A 15,652-nucleotide genomic window follows, 5' to 3' on the forward strand; every position below is an offset into this window, starting at 1 on the left:
CGCAGTTCTACTTCCGCACCACCGACGTGACCGGCTCCATCGAACTGCCCGAGGGCAAGGAAATGGTCATGCCTGGCGACAACGTCAGCATCACCGTCAAGCTGATCGCCCCGATCGCCATGGAAGAAGGTCTGCGCTTTGCGATCCGCGAAGGCGGTCGTACCGTCGGCGCTGGCGTGGTGGCCAAGATCATTGCCTAACTCTCAGGTGAGAAGGAAGCCACACCGTGAGCAAGCAAAAGATCCGTATCCGCCTCAAGGCCTTCGATTACAAGCTGATCGACCAGTCGGCCGCTGAAATCGTTGATACCGCCAAGCGCACCGGCGCCATCGTCAAGGGCCCCGTGCCCCTGCCCACGCGCTTCAAGCGTTTCGACATCCTGCGTTCGCCGCACGTCAACAAGAGCAGCCGCGACCAGCTGGAGATCCGCACGCACCAGCGTCTGATGGACATCGTCGACCCGACCGACAAGACCGTCGATGCGCTGATGAAGCTGGACCTGCCCGCTGGCGTGGACGTGGAGATCAAGCTGCAGTAAGCCGCTGAGCCTGGCCTCATCAAGAAGCCTGTGTCGTTTTGGCGGCACAGGCTTTTTTTCTTGGCGCTGCCAATGCTGTGCCTGCCATGGCATTTGGGCGGTGATTGCAGGGCTTGGCATGGGGTGCAGGCTTGCCGTTTGTTTTTTGGCTGGCTATAATCGCGGGCTTCGCCTGTTGGGCGCCATTTTTTGGCTTGCCTGGGGGCGGAGATTTTTTCAACAACCTTCTCTCACGCTGGCGTCATGATCGGATGTGATGGCTGGCAAACGCATGCCGCCAATTGCAGTGGCTGCGGTGAGAGTTCTGGAGCAAAACAATGAGTCTGAGTAACTCCCTGGGGTTGCTGGGCCGCAAGGTGGGCATGATGCGCCTTTTCACCGATGACGGGGAATCCATCCCCGTGACGGTGGTGGACGTGTCGGACAACCGCGTGACCCAGGTCAAGACCCAAGAGAACGACGGATACACCGCTTTGCAGCTGACCTTCGGGTCGCGCAAGGCATCGCGTGTCACCAAGCCCGAGGCTGGGCATCTGGCCAAGGCCGGCGTCGAAGCGGGCGAGATCGTGCGCGAATTCCGCGTTACCGAGGAAACCGCTGGTCAGTACGCCGCTGGCGCCAATGTGCCGGTGGCCAACCTGTTTGCCGCAGGCCAGAAAGTGGATGTGCAGGGCACGTCCATCGGTAAGGGCTACGCCGGCACCATCAAGCGCCACAACTTCGGCTCGCAGCGCGCCTCGCACGGTAACAGCCGCTCGCACAATGTGCCCGGCTCGATCGGCATGGCGCAGGACCCTGGTCGCATCTTCCCGGGCAAGCGCATGACTGGCCACATGGGCGATGAGACAGTGACCACGCAGAACCTGGACATCGTGCGCGTCGACGAAGCGCGCCAGCTGCTGCTCATCAAGGGCGCCATTCCCGGTGCCAAAGGTGGTTTCGTGACGGTTCGTCCTGCTGTGAAGGGAGCGAAGTGATGCAAGTAGAGCTCCTCAACGATCAAGGCCAGGCCTCGACCTGTGATGTGCCCGAGGCACTGTTTGGTCGTGACTACAACGAAGCGCTGATCCACCAGATCGTCGTGGCCTACCAGGCCAATGCCCGCCAGGGTACGCGTGCGCAAAAGGACCGCCAGCAGGTGCGTCACTCGACCAAGAAGCCGTTCCGCCAGAAGGGCACCGGCAATGCGCGCGCCGGCATGACGTCCTCGCCGCTGTGGCGTGGGGGCGGTCGCGTGTTCCCCAACCTGCCTGAAGAGAACTTCTCGCACAAGGTCAATAAAAAGCAGTACCGCGCCGGCATCGCCTCGATCTTCTCGAAGCTGGTGGCCGATGGCCGTCTGTCCGTTGTCGAGGACATCAAGCTCGACAGCCCCAAGACCAAGGCGTTCGCTTCCAAACTCAAGAACATGAAGGTCGATTCCGCGCTGCTGATCGCCGATGAGGTCGATGAGAACCTCTATCTGGCATCGCGCAACCTGGCCAACGTGTATGTCATCGAGCCCCGTTACGTCGATCCTCTCTCGCTGGTGCACTTCAAGAAAGTGCTGGTGACCAAGGGTGCGGTTGACAAGCTCCAGGAGATGTTCGCATGAGCCGCATCAATCCGACCCCCAAAGAGCGCCAGTTCAGCGAAGGCCGCCTGTACCAGGTGCTGGTTGCTCCCATCGTTTCGGAGAAGGCCACATTCGCGGCCGAAAGCTCCAACGCCGTGACCTTCAAGGTCCTGCGTGATGCCACCAAAGCCGAGATCAAGGCAGCCGTCGAGTTGCTGTTCAAGGTCGAGGTCGAGGGCGTCTCCGTCGTCAACGTCAAAGGCAAGACCAAGCGCTTTGGGCGCACCATCGGCCGCCGCGATCACGTGCGCAAGGCCTATGTGCGCCTCAAGGAAGGTCAGGCGCTGAACCTGTCCGGGGAGGCTGCGTAAACCATGGCTATCATCAAACTCAAACCCCAGACGCCCGGTCAGCGCGGTGCGGTGAAGATCTCCCGCGCCCACCTGCACAAGGGCAAGGGCTACGCTCCGCTGCTGGAGTCGCAGCACCAGAAATCCGGCCGCAACAACAACGGCCACATCACCACGCGCCACAAGGGCGGCGGCCACAAGCACCACTATCGTGTGGTGGATTTCCGCCGCAACGACAAGGACGGCATCCCGGCCAAGATCGAGCGCATCGAGTACGACCCGAACCGCTCGGCCCATCTGGCGCTGGTGCTGTACGCCGATGGCGAGCGCCGCTACATCATTGCGCCGCGCGGCCTGGAAGTGGGCGCCAGCATCGTCTCTGGCTCCGAGGCCCCGATCAAGGCCGGCAATACGCTGCCGATCCGCAACATCCCGGTGGGTTCGACCATCCACTGCATCGAGCTGCAGCCTGGCGCTGGCGCGCAAATCGCCCGCTCGGCTGGCACCTCGGCCACGCTGCTGGCCCGTGAGGGCGTTTATGCCCAGGTGCGCCTGCGCTCTGGCGAAGTGCGCAAGGTGCACATCGAGTGCCGCGCCACGATCGGCGAGGTCGCCAACGAAGAGCACAGCCTGCGCCGTTTCGGCAAGGCCGGCGTCAAGCGCTGGATGGGTATTCGCCCGACCGTGCGCGGCGTGGTGATGAACCCGATCGACCACCCGCACGGTGGTGGTGAAGGCCGCACGGGCGAAGGCCGTCATCCTGTGGATCCATGGGGCAACCTGACCAAGGGCTACAGGACCCGTAATAACAAGCGGACACAGACTTTCATTGTGTCGCGTCGTAAGAAATAAGGGTAGGGCGCCATGACACGTTCACTCAAGAAAGGTCCTTTCGTGGATCACCACCTGCTGGCCAAGGTCGAGAAGGCCGTCGCCGGCAAGGACAAGCGACCGGTCAAGACCTGGTCGCGCCGCTCCATGGTGCTGCCGGAGTTCATCGGTCTGACGATCGCTGTGCACAACGGCAAGCAGCATGTGCCTGTCTACGTTACCGATCAGATGGTTGGCCACAAGCTGGGCGAGTTCGCGCTCACCCGCACCTTCAAGGGCCACCCTGCTGACAAGAAAGCCAAGAAGTAAGGAGTCCAACCATGTCTGAAACACGTGCTGTACTCCGTGGCGTGCGCCTGTCTGCCGACAAGGGCCGCCTCGTGGCCGACCTGATCCGTGGCAAGAAGGTGGAGCAGGCCCTGAACATCCTGCAGTTCTCGCCCAAGAAAGCGGCCGGCATCATCAAGAAAGTGCTGGAGTCGGCCATTGCCAACGCCGAGCACAACGACGGCGCCGACATCGACGAGCTGCGCGTCAAGACCATCTACGTCGAGCAGGGCATGACCCTCAAGCGCTTCACCGCACGCGCCAAGGGCCGTGGCAACCGCATCAGCAAACCCACCTGCCACGTCTACGTGACGGTGGGCTACTAAGCCAGAGGACGACTATGGGACAGAAAATCAACCCAACCGGTTTCCGCCTGGCGGTAAGCCGTGACTGGTCCAGCCGTTGGTACGCCAACAACCGCGATTTCGCCGGCATGCTGGCCGAAGACATCGAGGTGCGCGACTACCTCAAGAAGAAGCTCAAGAACGCGCAGGTCTCGCGCGTGCTGATCGAGCGCCCGGCCAAGAACGCCCGCATCACCATCTACTCGGCGCGTCCGGGCGTGGTGATCGGCAAGAAAGGCGAGGACATCGAGAACCTGAAGAAGGAACTCACCCGCATGCTGGGCGTGCCGGTGGCAGTGAACATCGAGGAAGTGCGCAAGCCCGAAATCGATGCTCAGCTGATTGCCGACAGCATCACCCAGCAGCTGGAAAAGCGCATCATGTTCCGCCGCGCCATGAAGCGCGCCATGCAGAACGCCATGCGTCTGGGCGCCCAGGGCATCAAGATCATGTCTTCGGGCCGTCTGAACGGCATCGAGATCGCCCGCACCGAGTGGTACCGCGAAGGCCGCGTGCCGCTGCACACGCTGCGCGCCGACATCGACTACGCGACCTCGGAAGCCTCCACGACCTACGGCATCATCGGTGTCAAGGTCTGGGTCTACAAGGGCGATACGCTGGGCCGCAATGACCTGCCCGCCGCCCCCGAGCCCCGCGCCGACGAGGAGCGTCGTCCGCGTGGCCGCCGTCCGGCCGCTGGCCGTGGCGGCCGTCGCAGCACCGGCAGCAATGCCGCGCCGGTCGATGGTAGTGACAAACCCGCAGAGGCACTCGGTGCCAATGCATCTGCCGCCGTTAAGCGCGCTGCCCAAAGCGCGCCCGCCACAGCTGCGGACGGTAAAGGAGAATAAGCATGCTGCAACCTGCTCGCCGCAAATACCGCAAAGAGCAAAAGGGCCGCAACACCGGGATCGCAACCCGTGGCAACACGGTGGCGTTCGGTGAGTTTGGCCTGAAATCCACTGATCGCGGCCGCCTGACGGCGCGCCAGATCGAATCGGCGCGTCGCGCCATCACCCGCCACGTCAAGCGCGGCGGCCGCATCTGGATCCGCGTGTTCCCGGACAAGCCCATTTCCACCAAGCCCGCCGAAGTGCGTATGGGTAACGGCAAGGGCAATCCGGACTACTACGTGGCCGAGATCCAGCCGGGCAAGGTGATCTACGAGATCACTGGCGTGCCCGAGGAGCTGGCGCGTGAGGCGTTCCGCCTGGCTGCGGCCAAGCTGCCGCTGCGCACGACCTTCGTGACCCGCCAACTGGGCGCTTGATTCAGGAGATACTCACATGGCTAAGAAATCGACTGAAAAGCAAAGCAAGGCCCAGGCACTGCGCGAGAAGGACGTTGCCGGTCTGAAAGAGGAAGTCAAATCGCTGCAAAAGGCCCACTTCGGCCTGCGCATGCAGGTGGCAACCCAGCAGCTGAACAACACTTCGGCACTGCGCACCACCCGCCGCGACATTGCCCGCGCCAAGACCATCCTGAACCAGAAGCAAGCCCAGGCCAAAGCCAGCTAAGGAGCCGATATGACGGAAGAAAAGAAATCCCTCAAGCGCACCTTGGTTGGCAAGGTGGTCAGCGACAAGCGCGCCAAGACCGTGACCGTGCTGGTGGAGCGCCGCGTCAAGCACCCGATCTACGGCAAGATCGTGATCCGTTCGAGCAAGTACCACGCCCACGACGAAGCGGGCGAGTACAAGCTGGGCGACACCATCGAGATCACCGAAAGCCGTCCGATCTCCAAGACCAAGACCTGGGTCGCTACCCGTCTGGTGCAAAAGGCCGCACTGGTCTGATGCGCAGGTGAATGCCGGCGCCTTGAATGGCGCACCGGCGCCAACCGCCCAACAAAGCCCTGCAAGCAATTGCAGGGCTTTGTTTTTGTGGTTGGCTCAGCCGTTGCCATCTTGCCTGCACGCAAGCACAGGCCGCTGCGCTGGCGGGGGCCTGATCTGCGCGACAATCTCGGCCATGACTTTTGCGCCGCTTCAAAACGACACTTTTTTGCGTGCCTGCCACCGTCAGGCCACCGACTACACCCCCTTGTGGATGATGCGCCAGGCCGGGCGCTATCTGCCCGAATACAAGGCCACGCGCGCCCAGGCCGGCAGCTTCATGGGCCTGGCCACGAATGTGGACTACGCCACCGAGGTGACGCTGCAGCCGCTGCAGCGCTATGCGCTGGATGCGGCGATCCTGTTCTCCGACATCCTCACCGTGCCCGATGCCATGGGCCTGGGGCTGCATTTCGTCGAAGGCGAAGGCCCGCGCTTTGAGCGCTGCGCCGCCGATGAGGCCAGCATTGCCGCGCTGCGCGTGCCCGACATGGAGCGACTGCGCTACGTGTTCGATGCCGTGACCTCGATCCGCCGTGCGCTGGCCGGGCGGGTGCCGCTGATTGGCTTTTCCGGCAGCCCCTGGACGCTGGCCTGCTACATGGTCGAGGGCGGCAGCAGCTCCGACTACCGAAAGATCAAAACCCTGATGTATGCCCGCCCGGATCTGCTGCAGCGGCTGCTGCAGATCAATGCCGATGCCGTGGCCGTCTATTTGAATGCCCAGATCCAGGCCGGCGCCCAGGCGGTGATGCTGTTCGACAGCTGGGGCGGGGTGCTGGCCGACAGCCATTTCCGCAGCTTCAGCCTGGCCCATACGGCGCGCGTGCTGGCGCAGCTGCAGCGCCACGGCCCCGATGGCAGCGACGTGCCGCGCATCGTGTTCACCAAGGGCGGGGCCTTGTGGCTGCAGGCCATGGCCGGGCTCGATTGCGAGGTGCTGGGGCTGGACTGGACGGCCAACCTGGCCCAGGCGCGCGCCCTGGTCGGCGGGCAGGCCGGCCAGCCGGGCAAGGCGTTGCAGGGCAACCTGGATCCGAACGTGCTGTTTGCCCCGCCGGCCGTGATCGAGCGGGAGGCGCAGCGCGTGCTTGAGGACTTTGGCCCCCCCCACACCGACAAGGCCTGCAGCGGGCCCACGCACATCTTCAACCTGGGCCATGGCATCAGCCAATTCACCCCGCCCGAGCATGTGCATTGCCTGGTCGAAGCGGTGCACAGCCATTCGCGCCGCATGCGCCAGGCGGCGGCGCGCTGAAGCAGGTGCAATCTTGGCTCTGAAGGCACGCCCTGCCAGGTGTAGCCCAGTGCTTTTGTACACACCACGGGCCATGTGCCCGCTGGCAGCAGCCCGCCAAGCCGATGTTCTCAAGAATTACTCCTAACCCATTGATTTTCAATGGCTGCACAGTTTGCTTAAATCGCAGGCAAGCTAAGCAAGGGCTTGATTTCACAGGCCCTGCGGGTGGATGCCTGCAGTTTCTCCACAAACTTGTCCACAGAAATTGGGGGTTATCCCTGAAATCGCTGCGCGCTCAAGCGCTTACGCGCGGTTGGGGCTGTCGCCGGGCATGCCAGCCGGGCATCACAGGCGCAGCAGGGGGCTTGGCCTCTGGCCTTACCCACAGCGCCCTTCGCTGGGGCGCAAGGCTTTCTTCAAAAGGCTTGGGAAAATCGCAAATCCATGAATTCATTGGATTTTCTTTCGGTTTCAACATGTGCGAAGGTGCTGAGGCAAAGCCCTTGAGGCCGTGGCCACAGGCCCACAGGCCCGATATGCACAGACTTATCCACATGGCGCGGGCAAGGGCCTGCCACGCGGCAGGCCGCTGCAGCCGTGCCCGCTGGCCACAACAGGGCAGCAGGGCATGGCAGTGAAGCCAGAGGCCGGCGCGCATTGCCTGCAGGTGGCGGTGGACGCGCCGTTTCACAGCGGCATTGGCCATTTGCTCAGCTACCGCAGCGCCAGCGCGCTGGCGCCTGGCACGCTGGTGCGCGTGCCCCTGGGCCAGCGTGAAGTGCTGGGCATCGTCTGGCCAGAGCCGGCTGCACAGGCCCAGGCCACAAGCCAGGCCCCAACCCAAGCCACACAGGCCGCGCCGCTGCCCGATGGCCAGGCGCTGCGCGAAGTGCTCGAAGTGCTCGATGGGCAGCCGCCGCTGGCCCCGAGCTGGTGCCAGCTGATCGAATTCGCCGCGCGCTACTACCAGCGCAGCCTGGGCGAAATGGCGTTGCTGGCCCTGCCCGCAGCCTTGCAGGAGCAGCGCGCCGCGCAATGGCACAAGCGCCTGGCCAAGCTGGCCGCGCGCGCCCCGGCCCCTGCCGCTGCCCCCATGCCGGCCTTGCCCGCCCCGGCGCTGACGGCCCAGCAGCACCGCGCGCTGCAGGCTTTGCGCCAGCACGGCGCGGGCACCAGCGTGCTGCACGGCGTGACCGGCAGCGGCAAGACCGAGGTCTATCTGCAACTGGCCGAGCAACTGCTGCGCCAGCAGCCGCAGGCGCAGGTGCTGTTCATGGTGCCGGAGATCAACCTCGTGCCGCAATGGCAGGCGCTGCTGCAGGCGCGTTTTGGCCCCTGGCTGGGGGCCGATTGCGTGGCCGTCATGCACTCGGGCCTGACGCCCGTGCAGCGCCTGAACCATTGGCTGGCCGTGCACCAGGGCCAGCAGCGCCTGGTGCTGGGCACGCGTCTGGCCGTGCTGGCCAGCTTTGCCCAGCTGGCGCTGATCGTCGTCGATGAAGAGCACGACCCCAGCTACAAGCAGCAAGAAGGCGCGCGCTACCACGCGCGCGACCTGGCCGTGTGGCGCGGGCGGCAGTTGGGCGTGCCCGTGGTGCTGGGCTCGGCCACCCCCTCGCTGGAGAGCTGGCACAACAGCCGCGCCGCCAGCGCAGGCGATGCCGGCGGCCGCTACCAGCGCCTGAGCATGCCCGAGCGCATCGGCGGCGGCGCGCTGGCCGCGCTGCGCGTGGTAGACATGCGCGAGCAGCCGCGCGAAGCCGCGCTGGCGCCGCCGCTGCTGCAGGCCATGCGCGAGCGGCTCGAAGCCGGCGAGCAATGCATGGTGCTGCTCAATCGCCGCGGCTATGCCCCGGTGCTGCGCTGCGGCGCCTGCGGCTGGAAAAGCGATTGCCCGCACTGCTCGGCGCACCAGGTGCTGCACAAGGCCGAGCGCAGCCTGCGCTGCCACCATTGCGGCTGGGCCTGCCCCGCGCCGCGCCACTGCCCGCGCTGCGGCAGCATTGACCTGGCGCCGCTGGGGCGCGGCACCGAACAGCTGCAGGAGCTGCTGCAGCAGGAGCTGGGCCAATTGGTGCTCAGCGACGGGCGCATTCCTCAAGTGCTGCGCATCGACGCCGACTCCACGCGCCACAAGGGCGCGCTGCAGCAAAGCCTGGCCCAGGTGCACCGCGGCGATGTGGACGTGCTGGTGGGCACGCAAATGATTGCCAAGGGCCACGACTTCCGGCGCATCGGCCTGGTGGCCGTGGTGCAGCCCGATGGCGCGCTCTACTCCAGCGACTTTCGCGCGCCCGAGCGCCTGTTTGCGCTGCTCATGCAGGCGGCCGGGCGCGCCGGGCGCGACGCCCAGTACATGCAGGCCGGCGCCTCGCAGCCCGAGCTGTGGCTGCAGACCCACGAGCCCGGCCACCCGCTGTACGCCGCCCTGGCGCGGCAGGACTACCCCGGCTTTGCCGCGCAGCAACTGCGCGAGCGCCAGCAGGCCGGCATGCCGCCTTTTGCTTACCAGGCGCTGCTGCGCGCCGATGCCAGAACGCAGGACGCCGCCCAGGCCTTTTTGCGCCACGTGGCCCAGCAGGCCCGCGCCGCGCCGCTGCCGGGGCAGGAATGGGTCACTCTCTACCCGCCGCTGCCGCTGAGCGTGCAGCGCGTGGCCAACACCGAGCGCGCGCAAATGCTGCTCGAAAGCGCCTCGCGCAAGGCCTTGCAGGCCTATCTGGCGGCCTTGCAGCCACTGTTGCACCAGGCCCGCAGCCAGGCCCCCAAAGGCCTGCTGCGCTGGCTGGTGGATGTGGATCCGCTGGCCATTTGAGGCGGGTTTCAGAGCGCGTGCTGCTCGTACGCTGACAAATCCAAGACCTGGGCGCTGACTGGCATCGCCATCTCGCAGGCCGCGCTCGTCATGCCCGCGAAGGCGGGCATCCAGCGCCACCCTCGCGCGCGAGCGGGGGGCAAACGGCAGCGCCGCCCGCCCGCGTCGCGGCCGGACACCCGCCTTCGCGGGTGTGACGAGAACAGGCGGCGCTTGCAGGAGCTGTCTTCATCAGAATCGAAGCCCTTGCGTCCAAGTGCAGGGCTGTTGCGATTCGTGCCTGCCAGCCCCGGCGAGCGGGCCGTCAGCGCGGCAGGCGCAGGCCGTCGGCGCCGATTTGCAGCGTGTCGGCCGGGGCGTGGAAGACCGCTTCGAGCAGGTCCTTGGCCGAGCCGCGCAGGCGCTCGATGCTGGCGCGGTCGTTTTTCTGGACGGCCTGATACTGCATCATGCCCAGGATGATGTATTCGAGGTATTTGTCCTTCATCTGGGCGCGCGAGAGCTGGCCCCAGCTGTCGGGCCTGGCGCGCGCCTCGCCTTCCAGCTGGCGGGTCAGCTGCTGCAGCGCTGACCCGTCGAGCAGGCGGCCGTGATAGACCATGTAGCTGCTGGCGATCATGAAGGCCGTGGCGGCCGGCAGCGTCGGGCGCTTGTGGCTGTTGCCGGGGATTTCGGTGTAGCCGCGCCCGGCGCTGGCATACAGGCGGCTGCCGGCCTCGCGGTATTCGGCCGGCATGGCCTGGGTCATTTTTTCGGCCGCGTCATTGATGTCCGAGCCCCACAGGATGCTCAGCGGCTGCAGGATTGGCGGCTGCTCGGGCGCGGCGCGGCGGCTGCCCGCGCCCAGATCGTCCTTGCTCAGCTCGGCCGCGGCGTTGGCGTAGGCAAAGCCCGCGGTCATGGTGTAGCCCAGATCGGGCACCCAGGCGCTCTGGGCTTGCGCCGGCTGGGCGCCGAAAAGAATGCTGAGAACACTGGCGCCGATCAACACCATGCGTTTCATGGCCTGCTCCTTGGAAGTTGCAACAGCCCGGCAGTCTGTGGCAATGGCCGGGCCTGTCAAGGCCAGGGCGTAAGAACCTGTTCAAAATCTCAGTGCGAGTGGGCAAGAAGCGGTTTGGGATGGGCTGCAAGGCGCAAAACGCAGCCATGGCTGGGGCTATGGCGAGGCTTTGCAACGCGGCAGACCGCCCAAATCCGCTTGATTGCACACCGCGCAGAGATTTTGAACAGGTTCTAGAGCGTGTTCTGCTCGAACATTGACAAATCCAAGACCTGGCCGCTGACGGGCATCTCAATCTCGCAGGTGGATCTCGTCATGCCCGCGAAGGCGGGCATCCAGCGCCGCCTCTGTCAGCGTCGCGACTGGACACCCGCCTGCGCGGGTGTGACGAGAACCAGCGGCGCTTGCAGGAAGTGTCTTCATCAGAATCGAAGCCGCTCTAAGCAGCTGTTGTGCAGGTGGCGGCTTTCAGAAACCGCGCATCTGCAGCCATTGCTGCGGGTCGGCGCGGTCTGCGCGCCATTGGTTGATGGGGGCGCTGTCGTCGGCGTAGCCCAGGGCGATGCCGAAGGCGATCATGTAGTGCTCGGGCAGGCCCAGCAGTGGCTTGAGCGCGCCTTGGTAGCGGCGCCAGAAGCCCTGGGCGCAGGTGGCCAGGCCGTGGGCGGTGGCCTGCAGCATCAGCGATTGCAGGTAGATGCCCAGGTCGATCCACTGTGCGTGGCCCATGCGCTGGTCGATGCAGACCAGGATGCCCACGGGCGCGCCGAAGAATTCGAAGTTCCTGGCCAGCTGCGCCAGGCGCGCGGGCTTGTCGTCGCGCCCAATGCCCAGGCTGGCGTACAAGTCCTCACCATTTTTGTAGCGGCGGCTGCGGTAGGGCTCCCACAGGCTGGGCGGGTAGGAGAGCTGGCGCTCGTCCTCATCGGCCGGGCCTTGGCGCGCCGTGGCGATGAGCTCGGCCAGCGCCGCGCCGCGCAGGGCCAGCACCTGCCAGGGCTGCAGGTTGCCGCCGGAGGCCGCCCGGCCGGCCTGCACCAACAGGCGTCGCAGCAGCTCGGGGTCGGGCTCCTGGCGGGTGAAGGCGCGGGCGGAATAGCGCGCCTGCAAGGCGGCTTCCACTGCGGTGGCGGCAGCGGCGGTGTCGGTGTGGCTGTTGTGCATGGTGGTGCGGTGTGTCGAGGAAATGGAGAAGAAAGGATTGCAGGGGCTTGCGTGTCAGCCGCAGCGTCTCAGGCCAGCGCGCGCGCCAGTGCGGCGATGGCCTGGGGCAGCTCGTCCATGTGGGCGATGAAGTGCTGCACGCCGGCCTGGCGCATGGCTGGCGTGTAATGGCCGCTTTTGTCGTAGCCGATGACGGTGGCGCCGGCGGCCAGGCCGGCGTGGCTGCCGGGCACGGAGTCCTCAACGACCAGGCAGCGCTCAGGTGCCACGCCCACGGCAGCGGCAGCCTGCAGGTACACGTCGGGGAAGGGCTTGTTGCGCGGCAGGTCCTGGCCGCTGAAGATGCGCCCCTCGAAGTAGGGCCACAGGCCGACTTTCTGCAATTGGAGGTCGAGCTTGTGGCGATCGCCCCCGGAGGCACAGGCGATGCGCCCGGCAAAGTGCCGGTGCAGGGCCTGCACGGCCTGCGGCGCGCCGGGCTCGGGCTGCAGCTCGGCGCCCAGGCGCGCATTGCGGCGTGCGTAGAAGTCGGCCATCCAGGCCTCGGTCAGGGGCTGGCCGGTCTCGGCCTCGATGCGCTCGCGCAGGTCGCGCACGGCCCGGCCGTGAAACAGCGCAAAGCACTGCGCATAGTCCAGCGCCCAGCCCGCTTCGTTGAGCATCTGGCACAGCACTTGGTTGGTGATGCCTTCGCTGTCGACCAGCACGCCGTCGCAGTCGAACAGCACGGCATCGAAGGGCAGGGGGTGGGTATCCAGGGGCATGGCGCAATGGGAATGAAAAAAAGGGGGCGGGGCAGGCGTTCAATGCGCCTGCTCCCAGTTGTCGCCCACGCCGATCTCGGCCAGCAGCGGCACCTTCAGCTCGGCCACGCCGGCCATGACGGCGGGGATGGTCTGGCGCAGCCAGGGCACCTCGGCCTCGGGCACTTCGAACACCAGCTCGTCGTGCACCTGCATCAGCATGCGCGTGGCGTGCGGGTGGCTGTCCAGCAGGGCCTGCACGGCCACCATGGCTTTTTTGATGAGGTCGGCGGCCGTGCCCTGCATGGGGGCGTTGATGGCCGCGCGCTCGGCGGCGGCGCGGCGCGGGCCGTTGGGGGAGTTGATCTCGGGCAGGTACAGGCGGCGGCCGAACACGGTTTGCACGTAGCCCTGCTCCTTGGCCTGGGCCTTGGTCTGCTCCATGTAGCGGCGCACGCCGGGGTAGCGCTCGAAGTAGCGCTCGATGTAGTTGCTCGCGGCCTGCTGGCTGATGCCCAGGTTGCGCGCCAGACCAAAGCGCCCCATGCCGTAGATCAGCCCGAAGTTGATGACCTTGGCGTAGCGGCGCTGCTCGGCGCTGACCTGATCGAGCGGCAGATCGAACACTTCGGCGGCGGTGGCGCGGTGGATGTCCTCGCCGCGCGCAAAAGCGCGCAGCAGCGCCTCGTCGCCGCTGAGGTGGGCCATGATGCGCAGCTCGATCTGGCTGTAGTCGGCGCTGGCGATCTTCATGCCGGGCGCGGCGATGAAGGCCTCGCGGATGCGCCGCCCCTCGGCGGTGCGCACGGGGATGTTCTGCAGATTGGGCTCCAGGCTGGAGAGCCGCCCGGTCACGGCCACGGCCTGCGCATAGTGCGTGTGGATGCGCCCGGTGGCCGGCAGCACCAGCTGCGGCAGCTTGTCGGTGTAGGTGCTCTTGAGCTTGGCCAGGCCGCGGTGCTCCAGGATGCGCGCGGGCAGCGGGTAGTCGGCCGCCAGGGTCTCCAGCACTTCCTCGTTGGTGCTGCGCGCGCCGGTGGCGGTTTTCTTGATGACGGGCATGCCCAGCTTGTCGAAGAAGATCTCCGCCAGCTGCTTGGGGCTGCCCAGGTTGAAGGGCTGGCCGGCCAGCTGGTAGGCCTGCTGCTCCAGCTCCAGAATGCGCTGGCCCAGATCCTGGCTTTGCCGCGCCAGCAACTGCGCATCGACCAGCACGCCGGCGCGCTCCATCTGGAACAGCACCTCGCTGGTGGCAATCTCCAGCGCGTAAATGCCTTGCAGGTCCTCATCGGCCTGCAGGCGCGGCCAGAGCGCGCGGTGCAGGTCAAAGCAAAAATCCGCATCCTCGCAGGCGTAGTGGCCGGCCTGCTCGATGGCCACCTGGCTGAACGGGATTTGCGCCGCGCCCTTGCCGCACAGGGCTTCGTAGCTGGTGCCGCTGCGCCCCAGGTGGCGCTGCGCCAGGCTCTCCAGCCCATGGGGCTGGTGCGCTTCGAGCACATAGCTTTGCAGCATGGTGTCGTGGCGGTAGCCGCGCACCTCGATGCCGTGGTTGGCAAACACGTGCCGGTCGTACTTGATGTGCTGGCCCAGCTTGGCGTGCTCGGCGCTTTCCAGCCAGAGTTTGAGGCGCTGCAGCACCTCATCGCGCGGCAGCTGTGGGCCCACGCCCGGGTAGTCGTGCGCCAGCGGAATGTAGGCCGCCTCGCCCGGCGCGGTGCTCAGGCTGATGCCGACGATTTGCGCGCGCATCTGATCCAGCGATGTGGTCTCGGTGTCGATGGCCACCAGCTCGGCGGCCTGCCAGCGCGCCAGCGCGGCGTCGAAGCTGGCCCAGTCCTGGATGATCTGGTAGTGCAGCGGGCCGTTGTAGCCAGCAGGTGCAGGTTGTTCAGACGCAGCAGCGGTATGTGCCTGCGCCGCGCCGGGCGTTGCCGCGCCTGCGTTGGCGCTGGCGTTGGAACTGCTGCCCTCGCCCGCTGGGGCCTGCAGGCCGCGCAGCAGCGACTTGAAGCCGTATTGCTGATACAGCGCCGCCAGCGCCGCCTGGTCGGGCGCGCGCATGTCCAGCGCCTGGGGCGCGGGCAGGCCGGCCACGTCGCGCTTCATCGTCACCAGTTGCCGCGCCGTGGGCAGCCAATCGAGCGCCGCGCGCAGGTTCTGCCCGGCCACGCCCTTGATCTGCCCGGCCTGCGCCAGCAGCTGCTCCAGGCTGCCGTATTCGCCCAGCCATTTGGCGGCCGTCTTGGGGCCGACCTTGGCCACGCCCGGCACGTTGTCCACCGCATCGCCCACCAGGGTCTGGAAGTCGATCATGCGCTCGGGCGGCACGCCGAACTCGGCCAGCACGCCAGCGGCATCGCGGCGCTTGCCGCTCATGGTGTCGTAGATGGTGATGCGCTCGTTCACCAGCTGCGCCAGATCCTTGTCGCCGCTGGAGATCAGCACCTGCAGGCCCTGCGCGGCCGCCTGCGTGGCCAGCGTGGCGATGACGTCGTCGGCCTCCACCCCGTCGATGGCCAGCAGCGGCCAGCCCAGCGCCTGCACGGCCTCATGGATGGGGGCGATCTGCGCGCGCAAATCGTCGGGCATGGGCGCGCGGTTGGCCTTGTAATCCGGGTAGAGCGCATCGCGGAAGGTCGCGCCGCTGGTGTCGAACACGCAGGCCGCATAGCGCGCCGGCACCTCCTTGCGCAGCGCCTGCAGCATGTTGATCATGCCGCGCAGCGCGCCGGTGGCCGGGCTGGCCGGATTGCCCGGATCGGCGCGCAGATCGGGCATGGCGTGGTAGGCGCGGTACAGATAGCTGGAGCCATCGACCAGCACCAGGGTGTTCTCAGCAGTCATGGGCCGGTATTGTGCAGGCTTTCCCGGCTGGGGCCGGGGGCGTGCGGGCGCGCAACAGGC

At 66.4% G+C, this 15,652-nt stretch carries 17 protein-coding genes and 1 pseudogene; 14 read left to right on the forward strand and 4 right to left on the reverse strand.

Features of this window, described 5'->3' with window-relative positions:
• From tuf to priA, 14 genes and pseudogenes are all read left to right on the forward strand, one after another.
• Positions 1-200: pseudogene (tuf, locus tag CK625_RS11220) on the forward strand (elongation factor Tu); the annotation flags it as partial.
• Between the two features lie 26 nt (positions 201-226).
• Positions 227-538: a 30S ribosomal protein S10 gene (gene rpsJ, locus CK625_RS11225; protein ID WP_095540420.1), complete on the forward strand. Its 312-nt coding sequence runs from the start codon at positions 227-229 to the stop codon at positions 536-538.
• Positions 539-855: 317 nt separating this feature from the next.
• Positions 856-1,515: a 50S ribosomal protein L3 gene (gene rplC / locus CK625_RS11230; protein WP_095540421.1), complete on the forward strand. Its 660-nt coding sequence runs from the start codon at positions 856-858 to the stop codon at positions 1,513-1,515.
• On the forward strand, positions 1,515-2,132 hold the full coding sequence (gene rplD, locus CK625_RS11235) for a 50S ribosomal protein L4 (protein ID WP_095540422.1): 618 nt from the start codon (positions 1,515-1,517) through the stop codon (positions 2,130-2,132). The genes rplC and rplD overlap by 1 nt, the downstream gene beginning before the upstream one ends.
• Complete coding sequence (gene rplW / locus CK625_RS11240; protein WP_095540423.1) at positions 2,129-2,464, forward strand: 50S ribosomal protein L23; 336 nt, start codon at positions 2,129-2,131, stop codon at positions 2,462-2,464. The genes rplD and rplW overlap by 4 nt, the downstream gene beginning before the upstream one ends.
• Positions 2,465-2,467: 3 nt before the next feature.
• A complete protein-coding gene (rplB, locus tag CK625_RS11245) occupies positions 2,468-3,295 on the forward strand; it encodes a 50S ribosomal protein L2 (protein WP_095540424.1) in 828 nt (275 codons plus the stop codon).
• A 12-nt stretch (positions 3,296-3,307) separates the two neighbouring features.
• Complete coding sequence (gene rpsS / locus CK625_RS11250; protein ID WP_095540425.1) at positions 3,308-3,583, forward strand: 30S ribosomal protein S19; 276 nt, start codon at positions 3,308-3,310, stop codon at positions 3,581-3,583.
• An 11-nt stretch (positions 3,584-3,594) separates the two neighbouring features.
• On the forward strand, positions 3,595-3,927 hold the full coding sequence (rplV, locus tag CK625_RS11255) for a 50S ribosomal protein L22 (RefSeq protein ID WP_095540426.1): 333 nt from the start codon (positions 3,595-3,597) through the stop codon (positions 3,925-3,927).
• 14 nt (positions 3,928-3,941) lie between these two features.
• Complete coding sequence (gene rpsC / locus CK625_RS11260; RefSeq protein WP_095540427.1) at positions 3,942-4,796, forward strand: 30S ribosomal protein S3; 855 nt, start codon at positions 3,942-3,944, stop codon at positions 4,794-4,796.
• A 2-nt stretch (positions 4,797-4,798) separates the two neighbouring features.
• Positions 4,799-5,215, forward strand: coding sequence for a 50S ribosomal protein L16 (rplP, locus tag CK625_RS11265; protein WP_095540428.1), 417 nt, complete (start codon positions 4,799-4,801; stop codon positions 5,213-5,215).
• Between the two features lie 16 nt (positions 5,216-5,231).
• Complete coding sequence (rpmC, locus tag CK625_RS11270; RefSeq protein ID WP_095540429.1) at positions 5,232-5,462, forward strand: 50S ribosomal protein L29; 231 nt, start codon at positions 5,232-5,234, stop codon at positions 5,460-5,462.
• A 9-nt stretch (positions 5,463-5,471) separates the two neighbouring features.
• On the forward strand, positions 5,472-5,741 hold the full coding sequence (gene rpsQ, locus CK625_RS11275) for a 30S ribosomal protein S17 (RefSeq protein ID WP_095540430.1): 270 nt from the start codon (positions 5,472-5,474) through the stop codon (positions 5,739-5,741).
• Positions 5,742-5,916: 175 nt separating this feature from the next.
• Positions 5,917-7,038: a uroporphyrinogen decarboxylase gene (hemE, locus tag CK625_RS11280; RefSeq protein ID WP_095540431.1), complete on the forward strand. Its 1,122-nt coding sequence runs from the start codon at positions 5,917-5,919 to the stop codon at positions 7,036-7,038.
• Positions 7,039-7,648: 610 nt separating this feature from the next.
• A complete protein-coding gene (gene priA / locus CK625_RS11285; RefSeq protein WP_095540432.1) occupies positions 7,649-9,835 on the forward strand; it encodes a replication restart helicase PriA in 2,187 nt (728 codons plus the stop codon).
• Between the two features lie 304 nt (positions 9,836-10,139).
• Here the strand turns inward: priA and CK625_RS11290 are convergent, their stop codons facing one another.
• From CK625_RS11290 to polA, 4 genes are all read right to left on the reverse strand, one after another.
• Positions 10,140-10,838 carry a DUF6683 family protein gene (locus tag CK625_RS11290; RefSeq protein WP_095540433.1) on the reverse strand — a complete coding sequence of 233 codons (699 nt, stop codon included), beginning with the start codon at positions 10,836-10,838 and terminating at the stop codon, positions 10,140-10,142.
• 468 nt (positions 10,839-11,306) lie between these two features.
• Positions 11,307-12,002 (reverse strand): nitroreductase, encoded by a 696-nt coding sequence (locus CK625_RS11295; RefSeq protein ID WP_095540434.1) that lies wholly within the window; start codon positions 12,000-12,002, stop codon positions 11,307-11,309.
• Between the two features lie 68 nt (positions 12,003-12,070).
• A complete protein-coding gene (locus CK625_RS11300) occupies positions 12,071-12,766 on the reverse strand; it encodes an HAD family hydrolase (RefSeq protein WP_172425152.1) in 696 nt (231 codons plus the stop codon).
• 39 nt (positions 12,767-12,805) lie between these two features.
• Positions 12,806-15,592: a DNA polymerase I gene (polA, locus tag CK625_RS11305; RefSeq protein ID WP_095540435.1), complete on the reverse strand. Its 2,787-nt coding sequence runs from the start codon at positions 15,590-15,592 to the stop codon at positions 12,806-12,808.
• Positions 15,593-15,652 lie beyond the last annotated feature (60 nt).

The sequence above is a fragment of the Vandammella animalimorsus genome (genome assembly GCF_002285265.1).
Lineage (GTDB): Bacteria > Pseudomonadota > Gammaproteobacteria > Burkholderiales > Burkholderiaceae_C > Lampropedia.